The following is a 21,860-nucleotide window of genomic DNA, read 5'->3' as shown; positions in this document are numbered from 1 at the left end:
GGGTCGGTAAGGGCGGATCAGTATTGGGATTCGGGCATGTGGATGACCAGACCGTCCAGTTCGTCGGTCATCTCGATCTGACAGGACAGCCGGCTGTTCGGCTTCACCTCGCAAGAGGCATTCTCCAGCAGCTCTTTCTCGGCCTCGGAAGAGGGACCGCCGACTTTCGCGGTCCATGCCTCGTCGACGTAGCAATGGCAGGTCGCGCAGGACAGGGCACCGCCGCATTCGCCGGCAATGCCTTCGACCCCGTTGTAGACGGCGCCGTGCATGACGTTCTCACCAGCAGGAACATCTATCGGCGTGTCCTGTCCGGTGTGGTCGACATAATGAACCTTGGGCATGAATCTCTCCTCGCGAAACTCGTTGAGAACGTCGTTCTCAAAGTTTTACTCCGAGTGGGCCTGCGGAGTCAATCTCCAGCACCATGTAGCAATATCGTAACACTATCACTGGACCGCAAACAGAACTCGCCTTACCGGTTTGCCAATGGTCAGTGCCTATCCAAAACTCGCGCCGCTTGCGGACGCCGCCGATGAGCGTGATCGCTCGGGCCTGCTTATCCAGGCCGCCTACGACCTGCTCGACGAGAGCGGCCTGGAAGGCCTGACGATCCGTGCCGTGCTGTCGCGTACGGGGCTGGCCCGCCGCGCCTTCTACGAGTGCTTCCAGGGCAAGGATGATCTGGTCCTTGCCGTGTTCGACAGCTCGCTGCGCGCGGCCGCACTGCAGTTTCGCGAGGTCACTGCACGTTGCGCCAGTCCGGAAGAGGCGTTGAAGACGATCGTCCGGAACATCGTCGTCGGACAACTCGGCCAGGATCACGTGGGTGCCAACCGGCGCGGGGCGGCGCTGAGCCGAGAGCACTTGCGGTTGGCGCAGACGCGTCCGGGCGAATTGCAGTCCGCCTTGCAACCACTGCTGGACCTGATCGCCGGCTATGTCAGCGAGGGCATGGCCGAGGGCGAGTTCCGCAAGGCCGACAGCCAGTTGCAGGCCCGCCTGATATACAACCTCGTCTCGACCACGGTGCACACGATGCTGCTGGCCGAAGAAGAGGGCATGGGCGACCGCCGGGAGCGCGAAGAACTGGCCGACGCGATCTGGGAGTTCTGCCGCCGCGGCGTCCTCGCATAGGGGGCGGCCGGGCTGGCCACGCCCTCAGGGGCGAACGCCGCCTTCGTAAAGCCAGTCCACGGCAGCACCGGAGCAAATCCGGTCGCCCAACTTGCGCAATTCACCAGCGATTGCGTCGGTCATGCCGTCGGCCTTCGCCTTACCGGCCTCGCCCTTGCGGATCATCGCGCCGGATTTGAGGATAGGCACCTTCCCGGCCGTGCGGGCCTCGAACTTGTCTTCGTGTTGTTTCATCCAGGGAAACGACGTGTATTCGAGGATCTTGGACCATTCGCCTTCGCTCGGCGCAACGCCCAGGTAATCTGCAATTTTCCGGACCGAACCGGCATGGTCGCGCTTCATGTCGGCATAGTGCAGGAAGAGGACGTTGTCGTTGTTGCGAAGCGGCCACCAGGCCTCCAGGAAACGGAAAAAGGCGTTTTCGTGCATCCCCCTGGCGGCGACGACCTCGTGGTAGAAGGAGGGGAAGTCCGGCCTCGCCATGGCTTCCCTCGGCATTCCCCAGAGATCGAACCACTCATCGGCGTGCTTCGCGATGAACGGCTGAAACGAGACCAATGCCTCTTCCGGATTGCGGCACACGACGATGTACTGGACGTGCGGGCCTTCCCCTGCCGCGAGGAAGGGGACCACCGGCGGCGCGGAATGCGTCTTGAAGGCGCGGCGGCGATCGGTCGGCATGGCGTCGAGACGGGAGAGGATCTCGTCATGGGTCTCCTCAGGATGGCCGACGAACTCGATCCAGGGCACTTCCTCGTAGATATCGCGAAAGTCGCTTGTCCCCCCGGTGAGAAGCTGGTGCACGATGTTCATTGTCCAGGTCGTCCCGCTCTTCGGCGGCACCGAAATGACGACATCGCCATCGCGCCATGCGATCTTCTGCTGGATTTCGGGCTGGATCCAGTGCGCCCTCCCGGAATGGGCAGGAACTTCCATTGCATCTTTCACGATACCGGTCTCCCTATCGGTAGAATGTCGGATCTCGCGGGGAAACAGGCTGACTGCCTGAAGTAGCGTGTCGACATCGGCGAGCCCGGTTGTCGTCGGGCTGCGGTTCTCTAATGCATCGCGGCGCACGTCGCCAGAACTGAAGGAGTGCCGCCGCTATTCTCCGCGAAGGTTGTCCTGCCGAGCGTTGAGCACCCCCGGGAACAGCCCGCCCGGATCGTATTTCGTCTTCACCTTTTGCAGCCGGTCGTAATTTGGGCCGAATCCTTCGCGCGCCCGTGCCGCTTCGTCGCGATCGAGGTAGTTGAGGTACACGGTGCCGTCCGAGAACGGCTTCAGTTTTTCGAAACACGCGCGGGCCGCGGCGACCGCAGCGTCATCGGTCGCCGAGTCGGACCAGCCGGCGGATATGCCGAGGTTGTATCGAGCATCGCGGTTGGAAAAGGCAGTCTCTTCGATGCCGACCCGGCCCACTGCACCGCCCAGCGTCTCCAGAAAGATCATCGAGTATTCGCCGGGAATGCTGCGGATACCTTCGATCATCACATCGACGAGATCATCGCACAGGTCCTCGACGAATATCGACTTCCAGTAATAGCGGCCGCCATGGGGCGATGATCCTGCCAGTGCCTTCTGGAATTCGACGTAGGGCTGGGAGGCGAGGTAGCCGAAGATCATCTCTCCCCTTTCGAGCAGCGGCTGCACTTCCTTGCGCGCGGTTGGTTCGTCGCCGACATGGAAGGCGATTACGGCCAGGCACGGCTTGCCCTGCCACTCGGCGGGAAATGGCTCGGCTCCCGGCACGTGCATGAAGGCCGGTACCAGGCTGACGTCGTCCGAAGCACCGCGCATGAATTCCCGGACGTAGCCGAGCACGTCTTGCGCCTTGTCCAGAGGATAGAATGACCATGCGGTGATGATGTCGGGCCCGATCGGATGGAGGCGAAAATCGAAGCGGGTGACAATGCCGAATTGTCCGCCACCGCCCCGAATGGCCCAGAACAGGTCGGGGTGCTCGCTCTCGTTGGCCTCGACTACGCTGCCATCGGCCAGGACAACCTGCGCACCGATCAGGTTGTCTATCGTCAGGCCGAGTTTGCGCGCGAGAAAGCCGATCCCGCCGCCGAGCGCGAGACCGCCGACACCGGTTTCCGGCTCGATGCCGGCAGTCACTGCAAGCCCGTGGGCCTGAGTCGCCGCGTCCAGTTCGCCGAGCAATGCGCCGCCGCCGACGTGGGCGACCCGCGCTTCGCGATCGACTTCGATATCCTTGACCCCGGAGAGATCGATCACGAGGCCGTTTTCAGGCAAAGAGGCACCGGAGACCGAGTGCCCGCCGCAGCGTGCGGCTGCCGTCATGCCTCGCGCCGCTGCATGACGCACTGCCGCCACGACATCGTCGACGCTGGCGCAGCGCGCGATGAGCGCCGGCTTGCGATCGATCATGCGATTCCAGCCGAAACGCGCCGTATCGAAGTCTTCATGGGCCGGATCGATTATGTTGCCGGCAAAATCGGGAATAGTCATGCCAACCCCTCTTCTTGAAGCGCCAAGCAACCATGCGGCGCGTGAGCGAGTCAATTAAAACCCGAGGGATTGCGGCATCCGAACTATCGGCCTTCCGGAGACAAATGGCCTTCTCTGGGTATGGAACTGAGGCCTTCCCGAGCGCATATTATCGGCAGGGGCCGGATCTGCGATCGGCAAGCAGGAACGGAGCATTGCGGGCCCTGAGTGGAAATTGCGCAAACGCAATGAACTCCGTTCCCGCCGGAGCTATTCGGCCCCGGTCTTCAACTGTTGAGGAATGGAGAGGTCTCATGGCTAAAACCCCTGCTCGCCGCAGTCTCTTCGACGAGCTCTTTCGTGACTTTCCCTTGGGTTATTCGATTGCGCCTCTGCATGGCGATCCCTTGCCCCACCCCGGCAAGATCAAGATCGACGTGAAGGAGAACGGCGACAATCTTGTCGTCCATGCCGAAATGCCGGGTGTCAGCAAGGACCAGATCGACGTTTCCGTCGACAACAATGTGCTGACCATCACCGCTGAAGTATCGCAGTACGACGCCGATGAGGAAAACGACAAGGTCATCCACTCGGAACGCTACTACGGTGCCATCTCGCGCAGCATTTCGTTGCCGGCGGAAGTCTCGATCGAGGAAGCCTCGGCGAAGTACGAAGACGGCATACTGACGCTGACATTGCCGAAGTCGGCCAAGGACGCGAAAAAGAAGATCAGCGTGGGTTGAAGCGGCGCCGGCCAGTCAATCTGGCCGGCCGCCTTCAGGTCCCTGGAGCATGTCCCGGTCGGCTAGTCTTCAGGGCTGGCCGGCGTGGCGCGTCTTCGACCTCTGTCGATGTTGAGCGCGACGGCTTCGGTCACCAATGCCTTGAATGCCTCGCCGTCGACCGTTGCACCCTCGCGAATGTCGATGGCCCGCCGCGTGCCACCACCGAAGCCGGCATTGAATACGCCCTCGCGGTCATTCAGGGCCGCGCCGCGCGCGAACGTCATTTTGACGTAGGCCTTGTAGACTTCGCCAGTGCAAATGATGCCGGCATGTTCCCATGTCGGCACGCCCGATGGGTTGGTGGGCTTTACCCATTTTACCGTTTCGACCACTTCCGGGTCCGCCTCGTGAATCAGTGCGCGCATTCGCGCCAGAGTTGCGCCCCGCCAGTCGTCCAGTTCGGCGATTTTGGCGTCTATGCGCGCCCGGGGTGAACTCGCATCGTTCATAGGCCTGCCTCGATGATTTGCCGGCTCGGGCCAGAGATCTAGCGTTACAGCGGTTGGAGCTGCTGCAGCAAGTCTTCGATGTCCACCGGGTGAGCCAGCCCGGCCCCGGCGCGCAGGACCGCCGCGGTACCCGATGCGACGCCGAAACGGAATGCCTCCGTTTCGCTCTTGCCGGCATGAAGGGCATAGACCATCCCGGCCACGAAGCTGTCGCCCGCGCCTACCGCGCTGGCCGCCTCGATTTTCAGTGCGGGCAGGAAGACCGGGCCTTCCGCCCGGGCGAGCACCGCGCCCTTGTGTCCCATCGTCACCGCCACGAGCCGGGCCTTGCCGGTCTCGACGATGCGCATTGCCTCCTTGCCGATGGCATCGGGCGTATCGAGCGTTCGGCCAACGTAGGCCTGCAACTCGCCTTGGCTGGGTTTGACGAGCAGGAGCGAACCCGCATCGATACCATGCGCCAGACCCGTTCCCGAACTGTCCAGCACGAGCTCGATGCCGCGCGGACGCAGCAACTCCGTTACGCGGGCGTAGAAATCGGAAGGCACGCCGGGTGGCAACGAACCGCTCATAACCATCGTCCCGCAATCGGCTGCGCCCAGGCGCTCAAGGCAATCCCGCCATTCGTGTTCGGCGATCTTCGGGCCCCGGGGAACGAAGCGGTATTCCTTGCCGCTTTCCTGCTCGAATACGGCCGAAGCCACGCGGGTTGGGCCGGCGATGGGTATGCGCGTTCGCACCAGCTGGTGCAGGTCGATCAGCCCGTCGAGCGCTGGCCCGGTTGCCCCGCCGGAGAGGTAGTAGCAGCGGGCATTGCCGCCCAGCCGAACGAAAACCCGCGCCACGTTGATGCCGCCGCCGCCCGGTGCGTACCATTCGTTGTCGGTGCGCATCTTGTGCGTGTGCTGCATCCTGGCGATGTCGTAGGATACATCGATGGTCGGATTCATCGTCAAAGTGGCGATGCTTTTCATCTGGCAGGCTCCGGAACGATGTCTTGGCTGGAATCCTCGGCGATTATCGGGCACCTTTCATGCACTCGGCTAACAAGAGTGCAAGGGGAGAGGGCCGATGAAGTTCCGGCCGCTGCATTGCGATTTCGGCGTGGAGGTTCTCGATTTCGATACCCGATCGGGCGGAACGGGCGCAGAGATCTCTGCCCTGAGGTCCGCCTGGGAGGAACATGGCCTGCTCCTGTTCCGCGGCGGCGGGGCGCTGTCGCCGGAAAGGCAGCTCGAAATCGCCGCATGGTTCGGTCCGCCGCCGCCGGTCGACAACACCGGGAAGGGCGACTTCGTCACCGTGTTGCACAACGACGATGCTGCAGGGTCGGTCGCGCTGCCGTTCCATTCGGACCTGACCTATACCGATCATCCCATTCGCGGCATCTGCCTGCATGCCATCGCGCTCCCGCAGGGGCCGACGTCGACGACCTTCGTGAGCGGCGCGGCCGGCTGGCGCAGCTTAACGGACGATCTGAAGGCGCTCGTTTCAGGTACGACTCTGCGTCACAAGCTGGACATGTTCGCCAGCGGCTACGACTGGCCGGTATTCATCGCCGAACATCCCACGGTGCTGCCGCACCCGCGCACGGGGCGGCCGGTGCTGTTCGTGACCGAATACCACGCGGATCGGATCCTGGAACTCGACGAGGAGCAAAGCCGCCGTGTACTCGACCGGCTCTTTGCCCACCTCTATGCCCATAGCGCGCGATACGAGCATGTCTGGCAGCTTCACGACCTGCTGATGATAGACAACATCGCGCTCCAGCACGCGCGCACGGCCCAGGCCGATCCAATCGCGGGGGAAAGGGCTTTGCAGCGCGTGGCTCTGGCCGAGGCGACGCTGGACGAACTGGTGGAACGGGCGCGTGCGCAGGAGCAGGCGCGGGCGGGCGCCTGATAGCGATTCAGGCCACGCGGCTGACGGCATGGCGCAGCGTGGCGGCAGGTTCCGGCTTGCCGAACAGGTATCCCTGGCCCTGTACGCAGCCTTCCTCGCGCAGGTAGGCGCGTTGGATCTCGCTCTCGATGCCTTCGGCGGCGACAGTGAGGCCGAGATTCCTGCCCAGTCCGATAATCGAGCGGATCACGGCGCGCGACTTGGCTTCCTGGTGCAGGTTGAGGATGAAGGCCTTGTCGATCTTGATCTTGGTAAAGGGGTAATCGAGCAGGTAGCTGAGCGAGGAATAGCCGGTGCCGAAGTCGTCGAGCGAAATGCCGATGCCGAAAGCGCGCAGATTGCGGATGATTGCACCGGGGCGCGGGCCCTTTTCCATCATCACCGCCTCGGTGATTTCCAGTTCCAGCCGGCCGGCGGCAAGCCCCGACGCAGACAGGGCATTGATGACCGTGCTGATCAGGTTGCCGTTGCGGAACTGCAACGGCGATACGTTGACGGCCACCTTCACATGCTCGGGCCAGTTTACGGCTTCCTTGCAGGCCTGGTCCAGCACGAAACGGCCGAGATGGTCGATGAGACCCATATCCTCGGCCAACTGCACGAAGGTTTCCGGCGGCACGAGGCCACGTTCGGGATGATTCCAGCGCAACAGGGACTCGTAACATTCGACCTCGCCCGTCGCGAGGTTGACCAAGGGCTGGTAATGCACTTCCAGGTCGCCGGCGCGCACCGCGATGCGGAAGTCCTTCTCGAGTTGGCTCTTCTGCTGAGCCGCCTCGTCCATGCTGGTTTCGAAGGGGCGACAAATGCCGCGCTGCTCTTCCTTGGCGGCATAGAGCGCAAGATCGGCATACCGCAGCAGCGTCTCGGGATCGCGACTGTCATGAGGAGAGCATGCGAAGCCCACCGTCGCACCGATGTGGATAAGATGTCCGTGCACGAAGAACGGCTCTGAAAGCGTGGTGATGACCGATTTTGCCACCAGTTCCGCCTGCGCCAGGCTGGAGCGGCGAAAGATGATCGCGAACTCGTCGCCCCCGATCCGGCACAACAGCGCATCCGGCGGAATCAGCTTCAACATGCGCCGGGCCGCTTCGGTGAGCACGGCATCGCCGAACATGTGGCCGTAGGTGTCGTTGACGGCTTTGAAGTGATCGAGATCGACCAGTGCGATGGTGACCGTCTCGTTCGGGGCCGACTGGTTCAGCGCCTCGCACAAGTGTTCCCGGCAATGGGCACGGTTCGCCAGTCCCGTCAACTCGTCGTGGCGGGCCATATGCGTCATGCGCTGTTCGATGCGGCGGCGTTCGGTGACATCGAAGATCGAGACGATCGTGGCGGAATAGCCTTCGAGCTGGGAAAGCCGGGTGGCAATCACGGCTTCCACACTCGATCCGTCGCTCCGCAGCATCTGCCAGCAGTCGTTGGAATTGGAATAATCGCTTCCGAGCATCGCCGAAGCGCGGGCCCTGACGTCGCGGGGGAAGAGGGCGTGGGCGGACATGTCCGCCATTTCCTCGCGAGCATAGCCGAAGAACGCGCAGGCGGATTCGTTGGCGGAGCGGATCTGGCCCGTTTCCACGTCATAGACCAGCATCGGCAGCGGATTGCGCTCGAACAGCAGGCGGAAGTTTTCTTCCTTGTGCTTGAGGTCGGTGATGTCGACGCGAATACCAATAGTGCCGCACCCGTCGACCTTGCGCTCCTCGATCATGATGCAACGGCCATTGGCTAGCCACTGTTCATGCCGCACGCCCGGCTGGTGGAGACGCTTCATGCGATCGGCGATCCATGATTCCTCACGGCCGATCGCCTCGGGATAGTCGCCCCGCTCCACCCCCACGCGAAGGGTATCGGCCAGCCTCACGCCCGGGGCGAGCAGATCGGCGGACCTTTCGTAGATTTCGGAATAGCGCTTGTTCCAGAGGATGTAGCGGTCGTTCTCGTCCAGGAAGACGATGCCCTGCGGTAGTGCCTCGATCGCTTCGCGAAGACGCTTTTCCGCACGGGAGGCAGCCTCCAACGCATGATCGAGCGACTGAACCGGTTGTCCGCGTCTTTCTAAACCGGACTGATCCTCAGAAAACCGCCGATGCACCGTAACCCCGCTTCTTCAGGCCGAGATACTATGCCGGCAGGGGTTAATATTCTTGCTAATGCGAATAAGGATTTACATCTTTTTTGCAGTAGCTTGGTCCGTTCTGGCAATGGCGGGTAGTGCAGGTGCGAACGCGTCGATGGTACCTGCCGGCATGCCGGCAGTCCCCCGTTTCGGCAACAGGATAGCTGCCTCATGTGCGTCTAGGCCGGGTGCAGGGGCGGGCCAGCCGAAATAGAAGCCCTGGGCTTCATCGCAGCCTTCGCATTCAAGCATCCGGAGCTGACTTTCATTCTCCACCCCCTCGGCGAGGACAGGTATCTGCAGGCTGCTGCCGAGCGCGAGCACGGTGCGGATGATCGCGAGCGCCTGAGGGTTGTTTTCCGACCGAGACAGGAAGGACTTGTCGATCTTGATCTTGTCGAACGGAAAGGAATGAAGCGTATCGAGCGACGAATAGCCGGTGCCGAAATCGTCGAGAGCGATTTTCACGCCCATGGCCTTGAACTGGCGGAGGCAATGCAGGGCTCGCAGTTTGTCGGTGATGATGGCCGTCTCGGTGATTTCCAGTTCCAGTTGCCGCGGAGAATGGCCGCATTCGACCAGGATCGCGCGAACACGGTCGACCAGGCCCGGCTGCAGGAACTGCACTGGAGACAGGTTGACCGCCACCTTTTGCGGCGACGGCCAGTTGCGTGCTTCCAGGCAGGCCTGCCGCAGCACCCATTCGCCAATGGCGATGATATCGCCGGTCTGTTCGGCCAGCGGAATGAATTCGGAAGGCGGGACCAGGCCGAGCCTGGGATGGCGCCAGCGCAGCAGTGCTTCGTAGCCGCTGAGTTCTCCCGTCTTGAGCGAAACTTGCGGCTGGTAGTGCAGCTCGAATTCCCCCCGTTCTTCGGCAAGACGCAGATCCATGGCCAGTTCGCGGCGTTTTCTTGCCGTTTCGTCCATACCCGCTTCGAAGAAACACACGGTCTGGCCGACGGACGCCTTCGCCCGTCGTCTTGCCAGATCCGCGTTGTTGAGCAGCGTCTCCCGTTTCTTTCCGTCATCGGGGAAGTTCGCGATACCTATGCCCACCGCCACGCTCACGGTCTGTTCCCCGATCTTCACCGGCGCGATCAGCTCACTGCGAAGGCGGGCTATGAAATCATCTAGCTCGGCCCGGTCGGCATAGGACTTGGCAGCCGCGAATTCGTCACCGCCGAGGCGTGCCACGAGTTCGCCGTCGCGGCAGCTGGCCGACAGACGATTCGCCATCACCTGCAACAGGCCGTCGCCGAAGGCATGGCCGTGTGCATCGTTGATTTCCTTGAAACGGTCGATGTCGATGGAAATCACGGCAACGCGAAGCCCAGCTTCCGCGGCCTGCTCCAACTCGGTGTCGAGGCGTCGTGCATAGCGAATGCGATTGGGCAATCCGGTTAGCGGATCATGCAGCGCCATGTGCTCGATCTTGGCTTCGGAGCGACGCTGTTCGGTGATGTCCGTGCAGGTCGTCACCCAGCCTCCGTCGGGCAGCCCCCGGTTGGCGATGGAGACGACGCGGTGCTTGCCCAACTGCGCCGCAAGCGGGTGGCTGGTTCCCTCGAAAAGCGCTTCGTCGCGCATTTGCCGAAAGGCCCAGAGGTGCTCCGCTGCCTTGTCAGTCCCGTCCGGGTTCATGAAGCCGGCAACGATCAGGCGGCCTAGCGGGGTGCCGGGAAGGGTGTCCGCTTCCTCGAGTTGCCAGAATTCGCGAAAACGCCGGTTGCACAGGACGATACGCTCGTCGGCATCGAAAAGGCAAAGGCCCTCGTGCATGTTTTCTAGAGCCGTATCGAGGCGTGCTGAAGCTTCGGACGCGAACTGCTGCGTCTCCTTGATCTTGGTCACGTCATGCGTGATCAGCGAGAAGCCGAGATGCTTGCCTTTGGCATCGCACACCTTTTCGAGCGTGCTCTCCGCCCAGAATTCGGTGCCATCGTAGCGGCGGCACACCCAAAAGCCCTTGCAGATGCCGGTTTGTCTAGCCCGGTTCAGGATGCGATCCGGCAATCCGCCGGAGCTGTCCTTCACGGTGAACAGCCGTGCGATCGGCATGCCGATGACGTCCTGTTCGCGATATCCGGTCAGGGCCTGCACGCCGGCATTCCACTGCGAGATGCGGCCGTCGCGATCGAGCATGCAGATCGCATAGTCGGACGTGTTCTTGACCAGGATGGAAAATTGCAGGTCGCTGCGATCCATTGCGGTGCGGAAACGGCACGCTGCGAACGAGAGAAGCAGGCCGACGACGGCAAGCCCCAGGGTTGCCGACGGAATCCACGCTGTGATGTTCGCAGGCGAACGTCCGGGCAGCAGCACCATGGCATGTGCGGCCCAGCCGCCTGCAGCGAGCGAAAGCCCCGTGAATCCGGCGCGTGCGCAGCGCATGGCGATGCCTTCGCCGCGAGCATGACTAAAAGCAAGGACCATCGCCGACCCCACCAGCAAGGTTGCCGCAGCCAGGGCCAGCATGACCATTTCAGGTCGGTGCAGGTCCCTGACGCCCAGGTACAGACTGGCAATTGGATTGACGTGGAAGTCCCCCATGGATGCGGGCCTAGAGGACTGGCAATTGCATTTACCATAAGCACCGTCTGCGCAATTTCCCCGAGTAGTGAAGACGCGGCGCTTAAGTCGTTGGTAAGAATTGCGAACAACGCAAAATGGCCCGTCGCACCGGTGTGCGACGGGCCAAGCTTTCCTCCCCAGGAAAACTTGTGCTTAACCTCAGCGGCGGACGGCCGATCCGAGGCGGTGGTAGAGGTTGGAATACTTGGAAGAGATCGGGTCGTCCTGGTGGGCCTGCAGGTAGAAGCGAACCGCTTCCTGCAGCAACTTGAAGTCTTCGTTCGAGAGTACCGCGCGCGCGCGGGTCGGTTCGATCGTGGCATTCGTCATTTTCACGTCTCCTTTCCTTTGCTCGCGTGGTTTGATCCCGTGAGCGGGTTGTTCGCCGAGCGGAACGAGGGGTAGCGAGGCTCCGCTCGGCAATCTCAGATGGTCGCCCGTGGCGCTCACGCCGCGAACTGGTTCATCGTGTTGTGCTCGCCGCCCGCCTTGAGGGCGGCTTCGCCGGCGAAGTATTCCTTGTGGTCGTCGCCGATGTCGGAGCCGGCCATGTTTTGGTGCTTCACGCAGGCGATGCCCTGGCGGATTTCCTCGCGCTGGACGCCCTTGACGTAGCCGAGCATGCCCTGTTCGCCGAAGTACTCCTTGGCGAGGTTGTCGGTGCTCAGCGCCGCGGTGTGGTACGTCGGCAGGGTGATCAGGTGATGGAAGATGCCCGCCTCGCGCGCCGCGTCCTTCTGGAAGGTGCGGATGCGCTCGTCGGCCTCCGCCGCCAGCTCTGTGCCGTCGTAGTCGATGCTCATCAGTTTCGCCCGGTCGTATGCCGACATGTCGCGGCCTTCTTCGGTCCAGGCGTCGAACACCTGCTGGCGGAAGTTGAGCGTCCAATTGAAGCTGGGCGAGTTATTGTAGACCAGCTTGGCGTTGGGCATGACTTCGCGGATGCGGTTCACCATGCCGCCGATCTGGCCGATGTGCGGCTTCTCGGTCTCGATCCAAAGCAGGTCCGCGCCGTTCTGGAGGGCGTGGATGCAGTCGAGCACGCAGCGGTCCTCACCGGTTCCGGGGCGGAACTGGTAGAGGTTGCTGGGCAGACGCTTGGGCTTCATCAGCTTGCCGTCGCGGCTGATCAGGACTTCGCCGTGGCCGACGTTGCCGGCCTCGACTTCCTCGCAGTCCAGGAAGCTGTTGTACTGGTCGCCGATGTCGCCGGCTGTACGGGTGAAGGCGATCTGCTTGGTGAGGCCGGCGCCGAGCGAGTCGGTGCGGGCCACGATCAGGCCGTCCTCGACGCCCATTTCCATGAAGGCGTAGCGGATCGCGCGGATCTTCGCGATGAAGTCCTCGTGCGGAACGGTAACCTTGCCGTCCTGATGGCCGCACTGCTTTTCGTCCGAAACCTGGTTCTCGATCTGCAGGCAGCAGGCGCCGGCTTCGATGAACTTCTTGGCGAGCAGGTAGGTCGCCTCGGCATTGCCGAAACCGGCGTCGATGTCCGCGATGATCGGAACGACATGCGTTTCGTAGTTGTCGATCGCGGTTTCGATGCGCTTGGCTTCCATCTCGTCGCCGGCTTCGCGGGCCTTGTCGAGATCGCGGAACATCATGCCGAGTTCGCGCGCGTCGGCCTGCTTGAGGAAGGTGTAGAGTTCTTCCACCAGCGCCGGGACCGAGGTCTTCTCGTGCATCGACTGGTCGGGCAGGGGACCGAACTCGCTGCGCAGCGCGGCGACCATCCAGCCCGAGAGGTAGAGGTAACGGCCCTTCGTCGAGCCGAAGTGCTTCTTGATGCTGATCATCTTCTGCTGGCCGATGAAGCCGTGCCAGCAGCCCAGCGACTGGGTGTAGTTGGCGGGGTCGGCATCGTAGGCGGCCATGTCCTGACGCATGATCTTCGCCGTGTAGCGGGCTATGTCGAGACCGGTGCGGAACCGGTTCTGCAGACGCATGCGGGCGACCGATTCCGGTTCGATGCCGTTCCAGTTGGGCTCGGTGCCGATGGCAGTTCCGGCTTCGATGATCTGGCTCTGGTAAGTCACGATTCGGTATCCCTTGCGGAAGAATGTTGCTGTTCGATGCGCTGCACCTAGGCATAAATTTCGCCGCTCGAAATGCCCCGTGAGGTGTCTTTGTCAAACTTTACAAATTTTCCTTGTAAAGTTGTGTGGATGTGACAGGAGGGTGGGGATATGGCAGAAAACCGTCCTTTGTACCTCGGCCCGCGGCTGCGCCGCCTGCGCCGCGAACTGGGCCTGACCCAGCAGGCGATGGCGGATGATCTGGAGATTTCGCCGAGCTACGTGGCTCTGCTCGAACGCAACCAGCGTCCGGTCACCGCGGACATGCTCTTGCGGCTGGCGCGGACCTATCGACTCGACATCGCCGATCTCGCCGGTGACGACGGCGAGGAGTACACGCGGCGGCTGACCGACGTGCTGCGCGACCCGATCTTTGCCGACATCGATCTGCCTGCGCTCGAAGTGGCGGACATCGCCATGAGCTTTCCCGGCGTGTCCGAAGCGCTGCTGCGCCTGCACGGCGCCTATACCCGCGAGCAGCAGGCCCTGGCCGAGCAGCGCGCCGCCGGGCCGGGCAGCGAAGCCGGCGATCCGGTGCGCGAGGCGCAGGCCTTCCTCGCCAGCCACCGCAACTACTTCCACGCTCTGGATCAGAGGGCGGAGGAACTCGCAGGCGAGATCGACCAGAAGGGCGGCGCGGAAAAGTGGCTCGGGGCGAAGGGCGTGAGGGTCCGCTTCCTGCCGCCGGATGTGCTGATGGATTCGCTGCGCCGTTTCGACCGGCACAACCAGCAATTGCTGATCGCCGATACGCTCGATGCTGCCAGCCGCGATTTCCAGATCGCCACCCACATCGCCCACACCGCGATGCGCACGGAGATCAAGCAGACCCTGCGCGAACAGACGTTCTCCAGCCGCGCGACGGCCGCGCTGCTGCTGCGCGCGCTTGCCGGATACTGCGCCGCGGCCATCCGCATGCCCTATGCCCGCTTCGCTCGCGCGGCAGAGCAGCGGCGCTACGACATCGATGCTCTGTGCAGCCTGTTCGGCGCCAGCTTCGAACAAGTTGCGCACCGGCTCACCACTTTGCAGCGCCCGGGGGAGGAGCGCGTCGGCTTCTTCTTCATCAGGCTCGATGAGGCGGGCAATGTGTCCAAGCGTCTCGATGGCGCGGGCTTCCCCTTTGCCGCGCATGGCGGTGGTTGCCCCTTGTGGAGCGTTCACCAGGTCTTCCGCCAGCCGGGCGAGATTGCGACCCAGTGGCTCGAACTGCCCGGCGGCGAGCGCTTCTTCTCGATCGCGCGTACTGTGCGCGGCGGAGGAAGGGGCTATGGCAAGCCGAGCGTCCTGCGTGCGGTTGCGCTGGCCTGCGCGGCGGAGGAAGCGGGCCGGCTCGTTTATGCCGGCGACGTCGATTTCGACCATGCCCCGACCACCCCGATAGGCGTGACCTGTCGCCTGTGCCACCGCAGCGCCTGCACGGCGCGGGCCGTGCCGCCGATCGGGCGCGACGTGCTCGCCGACGACTATCTGCGAACCGCGCAACCTTATGCCTTCGCCGAAAGCTGACCGCGCCACGCAGCCTTGTCATTCGGACAAGTTTCCGTAATATCGACTAAAGATTTGCAATTTCGAACGGTCTCGGTCGGGCGATGCCGGGGCTAGACACTTGTCTTGTGGTTTCGCAGGTTGCAGGATTGTGGGGAGAACGGACCGACCTTCTCCAAGGCAGGGTCCAGCGAGAGGATGACGCATAGTGAACACTGACACGGATGGGCAGAACACACCGGGTTCGGCCAAGACGTTCCCGCAACTGATCCGCGCCGCGGCAGCAGCCTACGGCGAAGCCCCGGCGGTGGTTCTCGAGGATGGCGACGATGTCGTCGATTCAGTTTCCTATCGCGAACTCGACGAACGCTCGGCGGAGATTGCCCGCGGCCTTCTGGCGCGTGGTATCGGCAAGGGCGCGCGCGTCGGCTTCATCTTCGGCAACGGGCCCGGTTTTGCCGTGATGCTGGCCGCCATCAGCCGGATCGGAGCCATCGCGGTGCCGATCAGCACGATGATCCGCGCCAACGAACTGGTGCGCGTCATGCGCCAGTCGGACGTGCAGGGCGTGGTGATGAACCGCACGATGCTCGGCAAGGATTACGTGGAGCGCATCGTCGATGCCTTGCCCGATCTCGCAGGACAGGAAAGCGGGGCGCTGCGGGTCAGACAGGCGCCGTACCTGCGCTGGATCGTGACGACGGGCGACGATTTGCCGTCCTGTGTCGCGCCGATGAGTTTCCTGACCGATGCCGCCGCCTCGGTGGACGAGGACCTGCTGCGCGAGGTGGAATCCGAAGTCCATACGGCAGACCAGATGATCGAGATCTACACCTCGGGATCGATGGCACTGCCCAAGGGCGTCAAGCACAACCACGGCCCCGTGCTGTTCCGCAGCCATACCATGCGCGAGATGATGGAGCACTTTGCCGGCAAGCGCGTGAACTGCATGTTGCCGATGTTCTGGGTCGGCGGGTTGATGATGTACCTCGTGCCGGGGCTCGAAGCGGGGGCGGTCGTCGTCTGCACCGAACGCACGCTCAGCAACAGCCGCTTCGCCATGGGCAGCGTATTGGCGGACGAAGATCTCGAGATGATCCGTGGACCCAAGCCCTGGTGGGGCCTTGGCATGAGCGAGTCGCTTGGCCCCTATTCCTGGGGCGACGATTTCCGCGCGCCGGGCCGCCCGGTCTGCGCGCCGATGGACCACTTCGCGCCGGGTTACGAAATTCGCATCGCCGACGAGGAGAACCGCCCGGTCGGGGACGGCGAGACCGGGGAAATGCAGGTGCGCGGCTACCCGATCGCCGCCGGGCTGCACAAGATCGAGCGGGCCGAGCACTACACGCCCGACGGCTACTACCGCACCGGGGACCTATGTCTCGTCGAGGATCGTCCGCAGGGCCGCCGCATCCATTTCGTCGGTCGCAACGGTGACATGATCAAGGTGGCCAGCTCCAATGTCTCGCCCGCCGAAGTGGAAATGGAACTGCAGTCACTCGAAGGCGTACACAGCGCCTATGTCGTCGGCGTGCCGGACAAGGAGCGCGGCAACCTGCTGGTCGCCGCTGTCGTCCCGCGCGATGGCGCCGATCTCGATCTGGATGCGATCGAAGGCGAGATGCGCAAACGCCTGTCGAGCTACAAGGTGCCGCGGGCCTATTTCCGGCTGGAACGTGAGGATGTGCCGCTGCTCCACTCCAACAAGGTCGCCCGCCGCGAGATTGCGCGGATGATGGCCGAACGGCTGGGCCGGGTCGACGCCTGACGCGGCACGCGAAAGCCGAGCCGGAGGGACGCCTCCCGTCAGGGCTTGCTTACGCTGACCTGCATGAACCGCGGCGGGTTGGCTGGGCCATCGGCCAACATGGCCAACGGATAGTTTCCGGGTGGCAGCGCTGCCAGCGGCATGCCGGCTGCCGCGAGGGCGTAGGGCGAGACGCGATGGCGCGTGCACAGGCCGCCGGCGCCGTCGCTGACGAGCGGCGTTTCGAACTGGACGCCGATCTGCGCGTCTTCCGATCTGATGACCGTGCAATAGGCAAGTTGTCCGCCGCCAAGATCCAGCACGAGGTCGGTTCCGCAAGGCACGCCCATCAGGCCCTCGATAAGAGCGCCGGACTTCGAGACGCTGCGCATGACCACATCGTAGCGGTGGTCGTCGTGGATGACGCCGATACGCCGGAAAACCGTCCGGCGGTCGGGCCGATGCCGATCGGGACCGGAAGGCTTGATCTTGAATTGCTCGGGCCCGACCTGTTCGGCGATCTGTGCCGGCGTCAGGGCCTTGGAATAGAGCCAGCCCTGGATGAAGCGTGCGCCCTTCGAACGGACCAGCTCGAGTTGGTCGAAGGCCTCGACGCCTTCCACGGTCGTTTCCATTCCGATGGCATCGGCAAGGCCGACGATGGCGGCGATGATCGTCGAGCTGTTCTGTTTCTTGAGCGTACAGGTTTCGACGAAGCTCTTGTCGACCTTGATCTTGTCGAAAGGCGCTGAACGCAGGTAGCTCAGCGATGAGAACCCGGTGCCGAAATCGTCCAGGACCAGGCGCACTCCCAGGCTCTTGAGCGTCTTGAACGTCTGGTCCGCCGCCTCGCTGTCTCCCAGGAAGATGCTTTCGGTCAGCTCCAGTTCCAGCCGGTCTGGCGCAATCCCGCTCTGCGCGAGGGCGGAGGTGACCGCCGAGATGAGGCCGGCATTGGCGAACTGGACGGCCGAGACGTTGACGGCAACGCGCACGTCTTCGGGCCAGTTCATGGCCTCCATACAGGCCCTGCGAAGCGCCCATTCGCCAAGCTGGATGATCAGTCCCGATTCTTCGGCGATCGGGATGAAGATTCCCGGGCTCACGTGCCCACGCTCAGAGTGTTCCCAGCGCATGAGGGCCTCGAAGCCGACGACAGCGTCGTCCTCTGCCCTCACGACGGGTTGATAGTGCAGTTCCAGCTCGTCCTGCTCCAGGGCCTGCCGCAGGTCGTCTAGAAGCAGCTGGCGCTCTTCCTTCTCGTCCTTGAGGTCGGCGGAGAAGAAGCGGAACTGGCCACGTCCGCCTTTCTTGGCAGCATAGAGCGCGAGGTCTGCGCTCTTGGTGAGCTGTTCCGGTTCGAGGCCGTCGTGTGGGGCGATCGCGATGCCGATGGATGTGCCGATGACCGCTCGCTTGTCGTCGATCGGATAAGGTTGGGAAACGATCTGGATGATCTTCTCGGCGAGGTCGCCAAGCTTGCCGCAATCGTCCATGTCGGGACAGATAATCGCGAATTCGTCCCCGCCGAGGCGCCCGATTTCGCCGTGGTCGCCGACGATGTTGCGAAGCCTGTCGGCCACCTGACGGAGCAGTTCGTCGCCGGCGGGGTGCCCCATCGTATCGTTGACCTGCTTGAAGCGATCGAGGTCGAGCAGCATCAACGCACAGCTGCGCTTCGCGCTCTTGAAGGCCCGCAGGTAGGCATCGAGCTGGGCGTTGTGCCGGTGGCGGTTGGCGAGGCCGGTCAGTGCATCCGACGTGGCCTGGCGCGTCTCTTCGAGTTCACGCTGATACTGCTCGGTGATGTCCCTGAAACCGCCGCGGTATCCCTGGAAGTTGTTCGCATCGTCGAACTTCGGCCGGCCGGACAGCAGCAGCCACAGGGGATTGACGTTCCCCCCTTTGGGGCGGACCGTCAATTCGGGAATCTTGTGCCGGGTGCCCAGGAGGAAATTGAGGGGGCGGCTCGATTTCTCGTCGAGGTTTTCGGGGTCGGCCTCGAACAGGTTGCCAAGGGGTTGGCCAAGCACGCTTGCGGCATCGGCCGATATGAGGTCGAGCAGCCTGGGCGAAATATAGATTAGGTTACCCTCGGCATTGGTGGCCCAGAACCAGCCGATCCCGAGGTCTTCGAATTCATCGAGAAGGGAAAGACGGTCAGCGGCCGGGATGGATCCAGGCCTGTCGACGGATTTCGAGGATCTCCCCAGCGTGGTCGCCTGTCCGAATCCGGAAAAAATGTTTCTGACAGCCACAGCTGGCATCCTGTCGAGTGTTAACGCTTTTGTGGGTATCGGTACCGTCGTTTAGTTAATATCTGCTTTTCGTCGCAAGCAGGCGTGCCTCGGTCGAGCAGGTGGCGCCCGCCTCATGGATCCGGATCGGACCGCGCGGCTGCCTCGCCGATCGGACCTGTATCTGCGGCGAACGGGATCGGGAAAGTTCCCACCAATGAATACCCGCGTCTATTGACGAACGCCGGCGTTTCCCCATAGGCGTAAAAATTCGAAATAGCGAAAGATCTCATGTCGCGTTCCTCCCCCGGTGTCGCCCGCGTGGCCGCCATCCTGAATTTCATCGCCGATCACCCCGGACAGGCCTTTGCGCTGACCGACCTTGTCCGCGCGCTCAAGCTCAGCCGCGCGACATGCCATGCGCTGCTTACTGGTCTGGTCGACGTGGGCTATCTCTATCGGACCACGGACAAGACCTATGTGCTAGGCCCCGCCCTCGCGGCGATCGGGCGCACGGCGGCGGAGCATTTTTCGCCGCTGCAGGTCGCGCAGCCGGAAATGCGCAGACTGGCCGACGAATTCGACGTCGTGTGCGGCGCCTATTTCCTCGAAGGTGATACCATTCACTTGCGCGAGCGCGCCGCCTCGCTCAGCCACGTGGGATATCCCGTCCCGCTGGGGACGCGCATGCCGATGCGTGCGGTGCAAGCGATGTCGTTCTATGCCCGATCGCCGCGCGAAGCGGAGAGTTGGCTTGCCCGGACCGATGCGGACATGTCGCCCGAACAGGTCGACGAATTTCACGCCGGGCTCGATTTCGTTCGCGAAAACGGCTTCATCGCGCTTGTCCGCCGCGGGGGAGCAAACCTGGAAGCATCGGAGCCCGGCATTCGCGCCGCGACGGACGATCCCCCCGTGCTTCCGCAACTCTCGCTTGAGAAGGAGCGGACCTATCCGCTCATGGCTATCATGGCGCCGATCTACGACAATCGGAACCGGGTGACGATCTCGCTGGTCATGGCCGGCTTTCACGCCACGATGACGGGTGCTGCCATCGAGCAGGCAGGACGCCAATTGGCGGAGGCCTGTGGGCGCATTTCCGGCTTCCTTTCGGGCCGAAGCGCACCGGTCGACTGATCTCCTGCGTTCGAAAGACTTCGTGCAGGCGGGGCGTTGCTCGCTTGACCGGCATTCGCTGTCTCATTATCAAATAAGCGAAAATAAATTCGCGATGTCGAACTAATGGGTCGGCGTCGCCACGAGCGGGAGAGTGGCCTTGTCGGACGTGATCGTTGCACCGGAAACGCGGGATCTAGAGGAACTGGCCGGCAAGCTGGCAGGCTGGTTGTCCGGGCAGATGCCGAAGGCAACAGGCATTGCCATCGGCAATCTCGCCTACCCGCGCGGGGCCGGCCAAAGCCATGAAACCGTGCTTTTCGATGCGCGTTGGAGCGAAGGCGGCCGCGAGCATGAGCAGGGCTGCGTGGTACGGATCAAACCGCGATCGTTCACTGTCTTTCCGGACAACCTGTTCGATGAACAGTACCAGGTCATGAAGTTGCTGGCCGAGGACGGACGCGTCCGCGTGGCCCGGCCGCTGTGGTTCGAGGAAGATCCCGAGCTTCTCGGCAACCCGTTCTTCGTGATGGAAAAGAAGCAGGGGCGTGTCCCTGTCTCGATCCCGCCTTACGCCCGCGAAGGCTGGCTGAGCGAAGCGACGCCCGAGCAGCGCCGCACCCTCTGGACGAACGCCGTCATCCAGCTTGCCACGATCCAGTGCGTGCCGACCGACCGCTTCGGCTTCCTCAAGGGGCCGGCTGGGGCCGAGCAGGGACTGGCGCAGGAATGGGACAAGTACGTACGCTTCACCACATGGCTGGAAGAGGTCGCGCCGCAACCGATCCTGCGCGCGGCGCTGGAGCGCCTCAAGTCGTCGTGGCCCCACCAGGACCCGGCCGGCCTTGTCTGGGGCGATGCGCGAATCGGCAACATGATGTTCGACGAGAACTTCGATGTCGTGGCGGTGATGGACTGGGAACAGCCTTCGCTCGGAGGCGCACTGCACGATCTCGCCTGGTTCTGCACGCTAGCGGAAACGATGCACGGGCGCAGCGCGGTGCATGGAGCTTATCTGGAAGGGATGGGCACGCGCGAGGAGACGATCGCGCTGTGGGAAGAGACCTGCGGCAAGTCGGCGGAAGGCCTCGAATGGTACGAGGAATTCACCCACTTCAAGATGACCTGCACCGGCGTGCGTCTGGGGCAGCTGCGCGGCACGCCGATGATGGACGAAGCCATGATGCGCAAGCGTCTGAAAGTGGATTGAGACGGACGCGGCGCGTCAGGTGTCGCGGATCCGGAAAAGGCTGCCGATGTCGGTCTGAAAGCGCTTGAGGCGCCAGGTCGACAGCAGCGATTCCACGTTTGCCAGCACGCCCAGAGCCAGCAGCGAGACGAAGAACGCCGGCGAGTACCCGAAGGCATAGAGCCAGATGAAGAAGACGCCGGACCAGAAGGCCGCCAGCTTCGACGTGTAGAGGTGGTAGGCCGGTAGCGCCCGGAACTTCACGAGGCATGCCAGCGCGGCTGCGGCGTAGCTTACGAGGAACACGTAGAGCGCCGGCAGTTCCGGGCGGAACACGGCTCTGTCCAGAAGGTAGAGGCCGAATATGCCTGCTATCACCGTGCAGGAATCGGCAATCGTATCCAGCTTTGCGCCGAGTTCGGTGACCTGCCCGAGCCGACGGGCGAGCGGCCCGTCGATCAGGTCGGTGATCAGGCTGACGATGACAAGGATGAAGAACGCGTCCCGGTGGCCCGCCAGTGCCATGCCCGCCGCGATGGGCGCCGCGGCGAGACGATAGATCGTCAGCAGAGTCACGAATTT

Annotated in this window: 18 protein-coding genes; 7 read left to right on the top strand and 11 right to left on the bottom strand. The window is 63.0% G+C overall.

Going from position 1 to position 21,860, the window contains the following annotated elements; translation table 11 throughout:
- Window positions 1–17 precede the first annotated feature (17 nt).
- The gene (locus LK12_RS01715) at window positions 18–344 is read right to left on the bottom strand and encodes a 2Fe-2S iron-sulfur cluster-binding protein (RefSeq protein WP_039278538.1); all 327 of its coding nucleotides are present in this window, start codon (window positions 342–344) and stop codon (window positions 18–20) included.
- A gap of 145 nt (window positions 345–489) precedes the next feature.
- Here LK12_RS01715 and LK12_RS01710 point away from each other — a divergent pair, with 145 nt between their 5' ends.
- Window positions 490–1,137, top strand: coding sequence for a TetR/AcrR family transcriptional regulator (locus LK12_RS01710; RefSeq protein ID WP_039278536.1), 648 nt, complete (start codon window positions 490–492; stop codon window positions 1,135–1,137).
- A 24-nt stretch (window positions 1,138–1,161) separates the two neighbouring features.
- On the opposite strand, the gene LK12_RS01705 is transcribed toward LK12_RS01710, so the two are convergent.
- Window positions 1,162–2,085 (bottom strand): sulfotransferase domain-containing protein, encoded by a 924-nt coding sequence (locus tag LK12_RS01705; protein WP_156135351.1) that lies wholly within the window; start codon window positions 2,083–2,085, stop codon window positions 1,162–1,164.
- Window positions 2,086–2,241: 156 nt separating this feature from the next.
- Entirely contained in the window at window positions 2,242–3,612 is a 1,371-nt protein-coding gene (locus tag LK12_RS01700; RefSeq protein ID WP_052223081.1) for an FAD-binding oxidoreductase, read from the bottom strand.
- Window positions 3,613–3,905: 293 nt separating this feature from the next.
- Between LK12_RS01700 and LK12_RS01695 the strand changes: the two genes are divergently transcribed.
- A complete protein-coding gene (locus tag LK12_RS01695; RefSeq protein WP_039278530.1) occupies window positions 3,906–4,334 on the top strand; it encodes an Hsp20/alpha crystallin family protein in 429 nt (142 codons plus the stop codon).
- A 62-nt stretch (window positions 4,335–4,396) separates the two neighbouring features.
- Here the strand turns inward: LK12_RS01695 and LK12_RS01690 are convergent, their stop codons facing one another.
- Window positions 4,397–4,825 carry a DUF1801 domain-containing protein gene (locus tag LK12_RS01690; protein ID WP_039278528.1) on the bottom strand — a complete coding sequence of 143 codons (429 nt, stop codon included), beginning with the start codon at window positions 4,823–4,825 and terminating at the stop codon, window positions 4,397–4,399.
- 44 nt (window positions 4,826–4,869) lie between these two features.
- Complete coding sequence (locus LK12_RS01685; RefSeq protein WP_039278527.1) at window positions 4,870–5,799, bottom strand: 1-phosphofructokinase family hexose kinase; 930 nt, start codon at window positions 5,797–5,799, stop codon at window positions 4,870–4,872.
- A gap of 97 nt (window positions 5,800–5,896) precedes the next feature.
- Here LK12_RS01685 and LK12_RS01680 point away from each other — a divergent pair, with 97 nt between their 5' ends.
- The gene (locus LK12_RS01680) at window positions 5,897–6,727 is read left to right on the top strand and encodes a TauD/TfdA dioxygenase family protein (protein WP_039278525.1); all 831 of its coding nucleotides are present in this window, start codon (window positions 5,897–5,899) and stop codon (window positions 6,725–6,727) included.
- A 7-nt stretch (window positions 6,728–6,734) separates the two neighbouring features.
- On the opposite strand, the gene LK12_RS01675 is transcribed toward LK12_RS01680, so the two are convergent.
- The 4 genes from LK12_RS01675 to LK12_RS01665 all read right to left on the bottom strand — a co-directional run bounded on the left by LK12_RS01675 (window position 6,735) and on the right by LK12_RS01665 (window position 13,462).
- Complete coding sequence (locus LK12_RS01675) at window positions 6,735–8,750, bottom strand: putative bifunctional diguanylate cyclase/phosphodiesterase (protein ID WP_231568185.1); 2,016 nt, start codon at window positions 8,748–8,750, stop codon at window positions 6,735–6,737.
- Window positions 8,751–8,897: 147 nt separating this feature from the next.
- Window positions 8,898–11,402, bottom strand: a complete 2,505-nt coding sequence (locus LK12_RS01670) for a putative bifunctional diguanylate cyclase/phosphodiesterase (RefSeq protein WP_082010294.1) — start codon at window positions 11,400–11,402, stop codon at window positions 8,898–8,900.
- 180 nt (window positions 11,403–11,582) lie between these two features.
- The gene (locus tag LK12_RS24840) at window positions 11,583–11,753 is read right to left on the bottom strand and encodes a hypothetical protein (protein ID WP_197063435.1); all 171 of its coding nucleotides are present in this window, start codon (window positions 11,751–11,753) and stop codon (window positions 11,583–11,585) included.
- Window positions 11,754–11,869: 116 nt separating this feature from the next.
- The gene (locus LK12_RS01665; RefSeq protein ID WP_039278521.1) at window positions 11,870–13,462 is read right to left on the bottom strand and encodes an isocitrate lyase; all 1,593 of its coding nucleotides are present in this window, start codon (window positions 13,460–13,462) and stop codon (window positions 11,870–11,872) included.
- Window positions 13,463–13,612: 150 nt separating this feature from the next.
- Between LK12_RS01665 and LK12_RS01660 the strand changes: the two genes are divergently transcribed.
- Window positions 13,613–15,010 (top strand): helix-turn-helix domain-containing protein, encoded by a 1,398-nt coding sequence (locus LK12_RS01660; protein WP_039278518.1) that lies wholly within the window; start codon window positions 13,613–13,615, stop codon window positions 15,008–15,010.
- Between the two features lie 187 nt (window positions 15,011–15,197).
- On the top strand, window positions 15,198–16,757 hold the full coding sequence (locus LK12_RS01655; RefSeq protein WP_039278515.1) for a class I adenylate-forming enzyme family protein: 1,560 nt from the start codon (window positions 15,198–15,200) through the stop codon (window positions 16,755–16,757).
- A gap of 38 nt (window positions 16,758–16,795) precedes the next feature.
- Here LK12_RS01655 and LK12_RS01650 read toward each other — a convergent pair whose 3' ends face one another.
- The gene (locus LK12_RS01650) at window positions 16,796–18,994 is read right to left on the bottom strand and encodes a putative bifunctional diguanylate cyclase/phosphodiesterase (RefSeq protein ID WP_231568183.1); all 2,199 of its coding nucleotides are present in this window, start codon (window positions 18,992–18,994) and stop codon (window positions 16,796–16,798) included.
- A gap of 270 nt (window positions 18,995–19,264) precedes the next feature.
- Here LK12_RS01650 and LK12_RS01645 point away from each other — a divergent pair, with 270 nt between their 5' ends.
- Both LK12_RS01645 and LK12_RS01640 read left to right on the top strand, forming a co-directional pair.
- Window positions 19,265–20,110 (top strand): IclR family transcriptional regulator, encoded by an 846-nt coding sequence (locus LK12_RS01645; protein ID WP_039278513.1) that lies wholly within the window; start codon window positions 19,265–19,267, stop codon window positions 20,108–20,110.
- Between the two features lie 148 nt (window positions 20,111–20,258).
- Window positions 20,259–21,299, top strand: a complete 1,041-nt coding sequence (locus tag LK12_RS01640; RefSeq protein WP_231568247.1) for a phosphotransferase family protein — start codon at window positions 20,259–20,261, stop codon at window positions 21,297–21,299.
- A gap of 15 nt (window positions 21,300–21,314) precedes the next feature.
- On the opposite strand, the gene LK12_RS01635 is transcribed toward LK12_RS01640, so the two are convergent.
- The gene (locus tag LK12_RS01635) at window positions 21,315–21,854 is read right to left on the bottom strand and encodes a CDP-alcohol phosphatidyltransferase family protein (protein WP_039278508.1); all 540 of its coding nucleotides are present in this window, start codon (window positions 21,852–21,854) and stop codon (window positions 21,315–21,317) included.
- Between the last annotated feature and the right edge of the window lie 6 nt (window positions 21,855–21,860).

Source organism: Novosphingobium malaysiense (genome assembly GCF_000802225.1).
Lineage (GTDB): Bacteria > Pseudomonadota > Alphaproteobacteria > Sphingomonadales > Sphingomonadaceae > Novosphingobium > Novosphingobium malaysiense.
This window is presented reverse-complemented; position numbering and strand designations above follow the sequence as displayed.

Bases quoted from the DNA above. Each gene is read 5' to 3' on its own strand.
- LK12_RS01715 (WP_039278538.1), bottom strand. From the start codon at position 344: ATGCCCAAGGTTCATTATGTCGACCACACCGGACAGGACACGCCGATA.
- LK12_RS01710 (WP_039278536.1), top strand. From the start codon at position 490: ATGGTCAGTGCCTATCCAAAACTCGCGCCGCTTGCGGACGCCGCCGAT.
- LK12_RS01700 (WP_052223081.1), bottom strand. From the start codon at position 3,612: ATGACTATTCCCGATTTTGCCGGCAACATAATCGATCCGGCCCATGAA.
- LK12_RS01695 (WP_039278530.1), top strand. From the start codon at position 3,906: ATGGCTAAAACCCCTGCTCGCCGCAGTCTCTTCGACGAGCTCTTTCGT.
- LK12_RS01690 (WP_039278528.1), bottom strand. From the start codon at position 4,825: ATGAACGATGCGAGTTCACCCCGGGCGCGCATAGACGCCAAAATCGCC.
- LK12_RS01685 (WP_039278527.1), bottom strand. From the start codon at position 5,799: ATGAAAAGCATCGCCACTTTGACGATGAATCCGACCATCGATGTATCC.
- LK12_RS01680 (WP_039278525.1), top strand. From the start codon at position 5,897: ATGAAGTTCCGGCCGCTGCATTGCGATTTCGGCGTGGAGGTTCTCGAT.
- LK12_RS01670 (WP_082010294.1), bottom strand. From the start codon at position 11,402: ATGGGGGACTTCCACGTCAATCCAATTGCCAGTCTGTACCTGGGCGTC.
- LK12_RS24840 (WP_197063435.1), bottom strand. From the start codon at position 11,753: ATGACGAATGCCACGATCGAACCGACCCGCGCGCGCGCGGTACTCTCG.
- LK12_RS01660 (WP_039278518.1), top strand. From the start codon at position 13,613: ATGGCAGAAAACCGTCCTTTGTACCTCGGCCCGCGGCTGCGCCGCCTG.
- LK12_RS01645 (WP_039278513.1), top strand. From the start codon at position 19,265: ATGTCGCGTTCCTCCCCCGGTGTCGCCCGCGTGGCCGCCATCCTGAAT.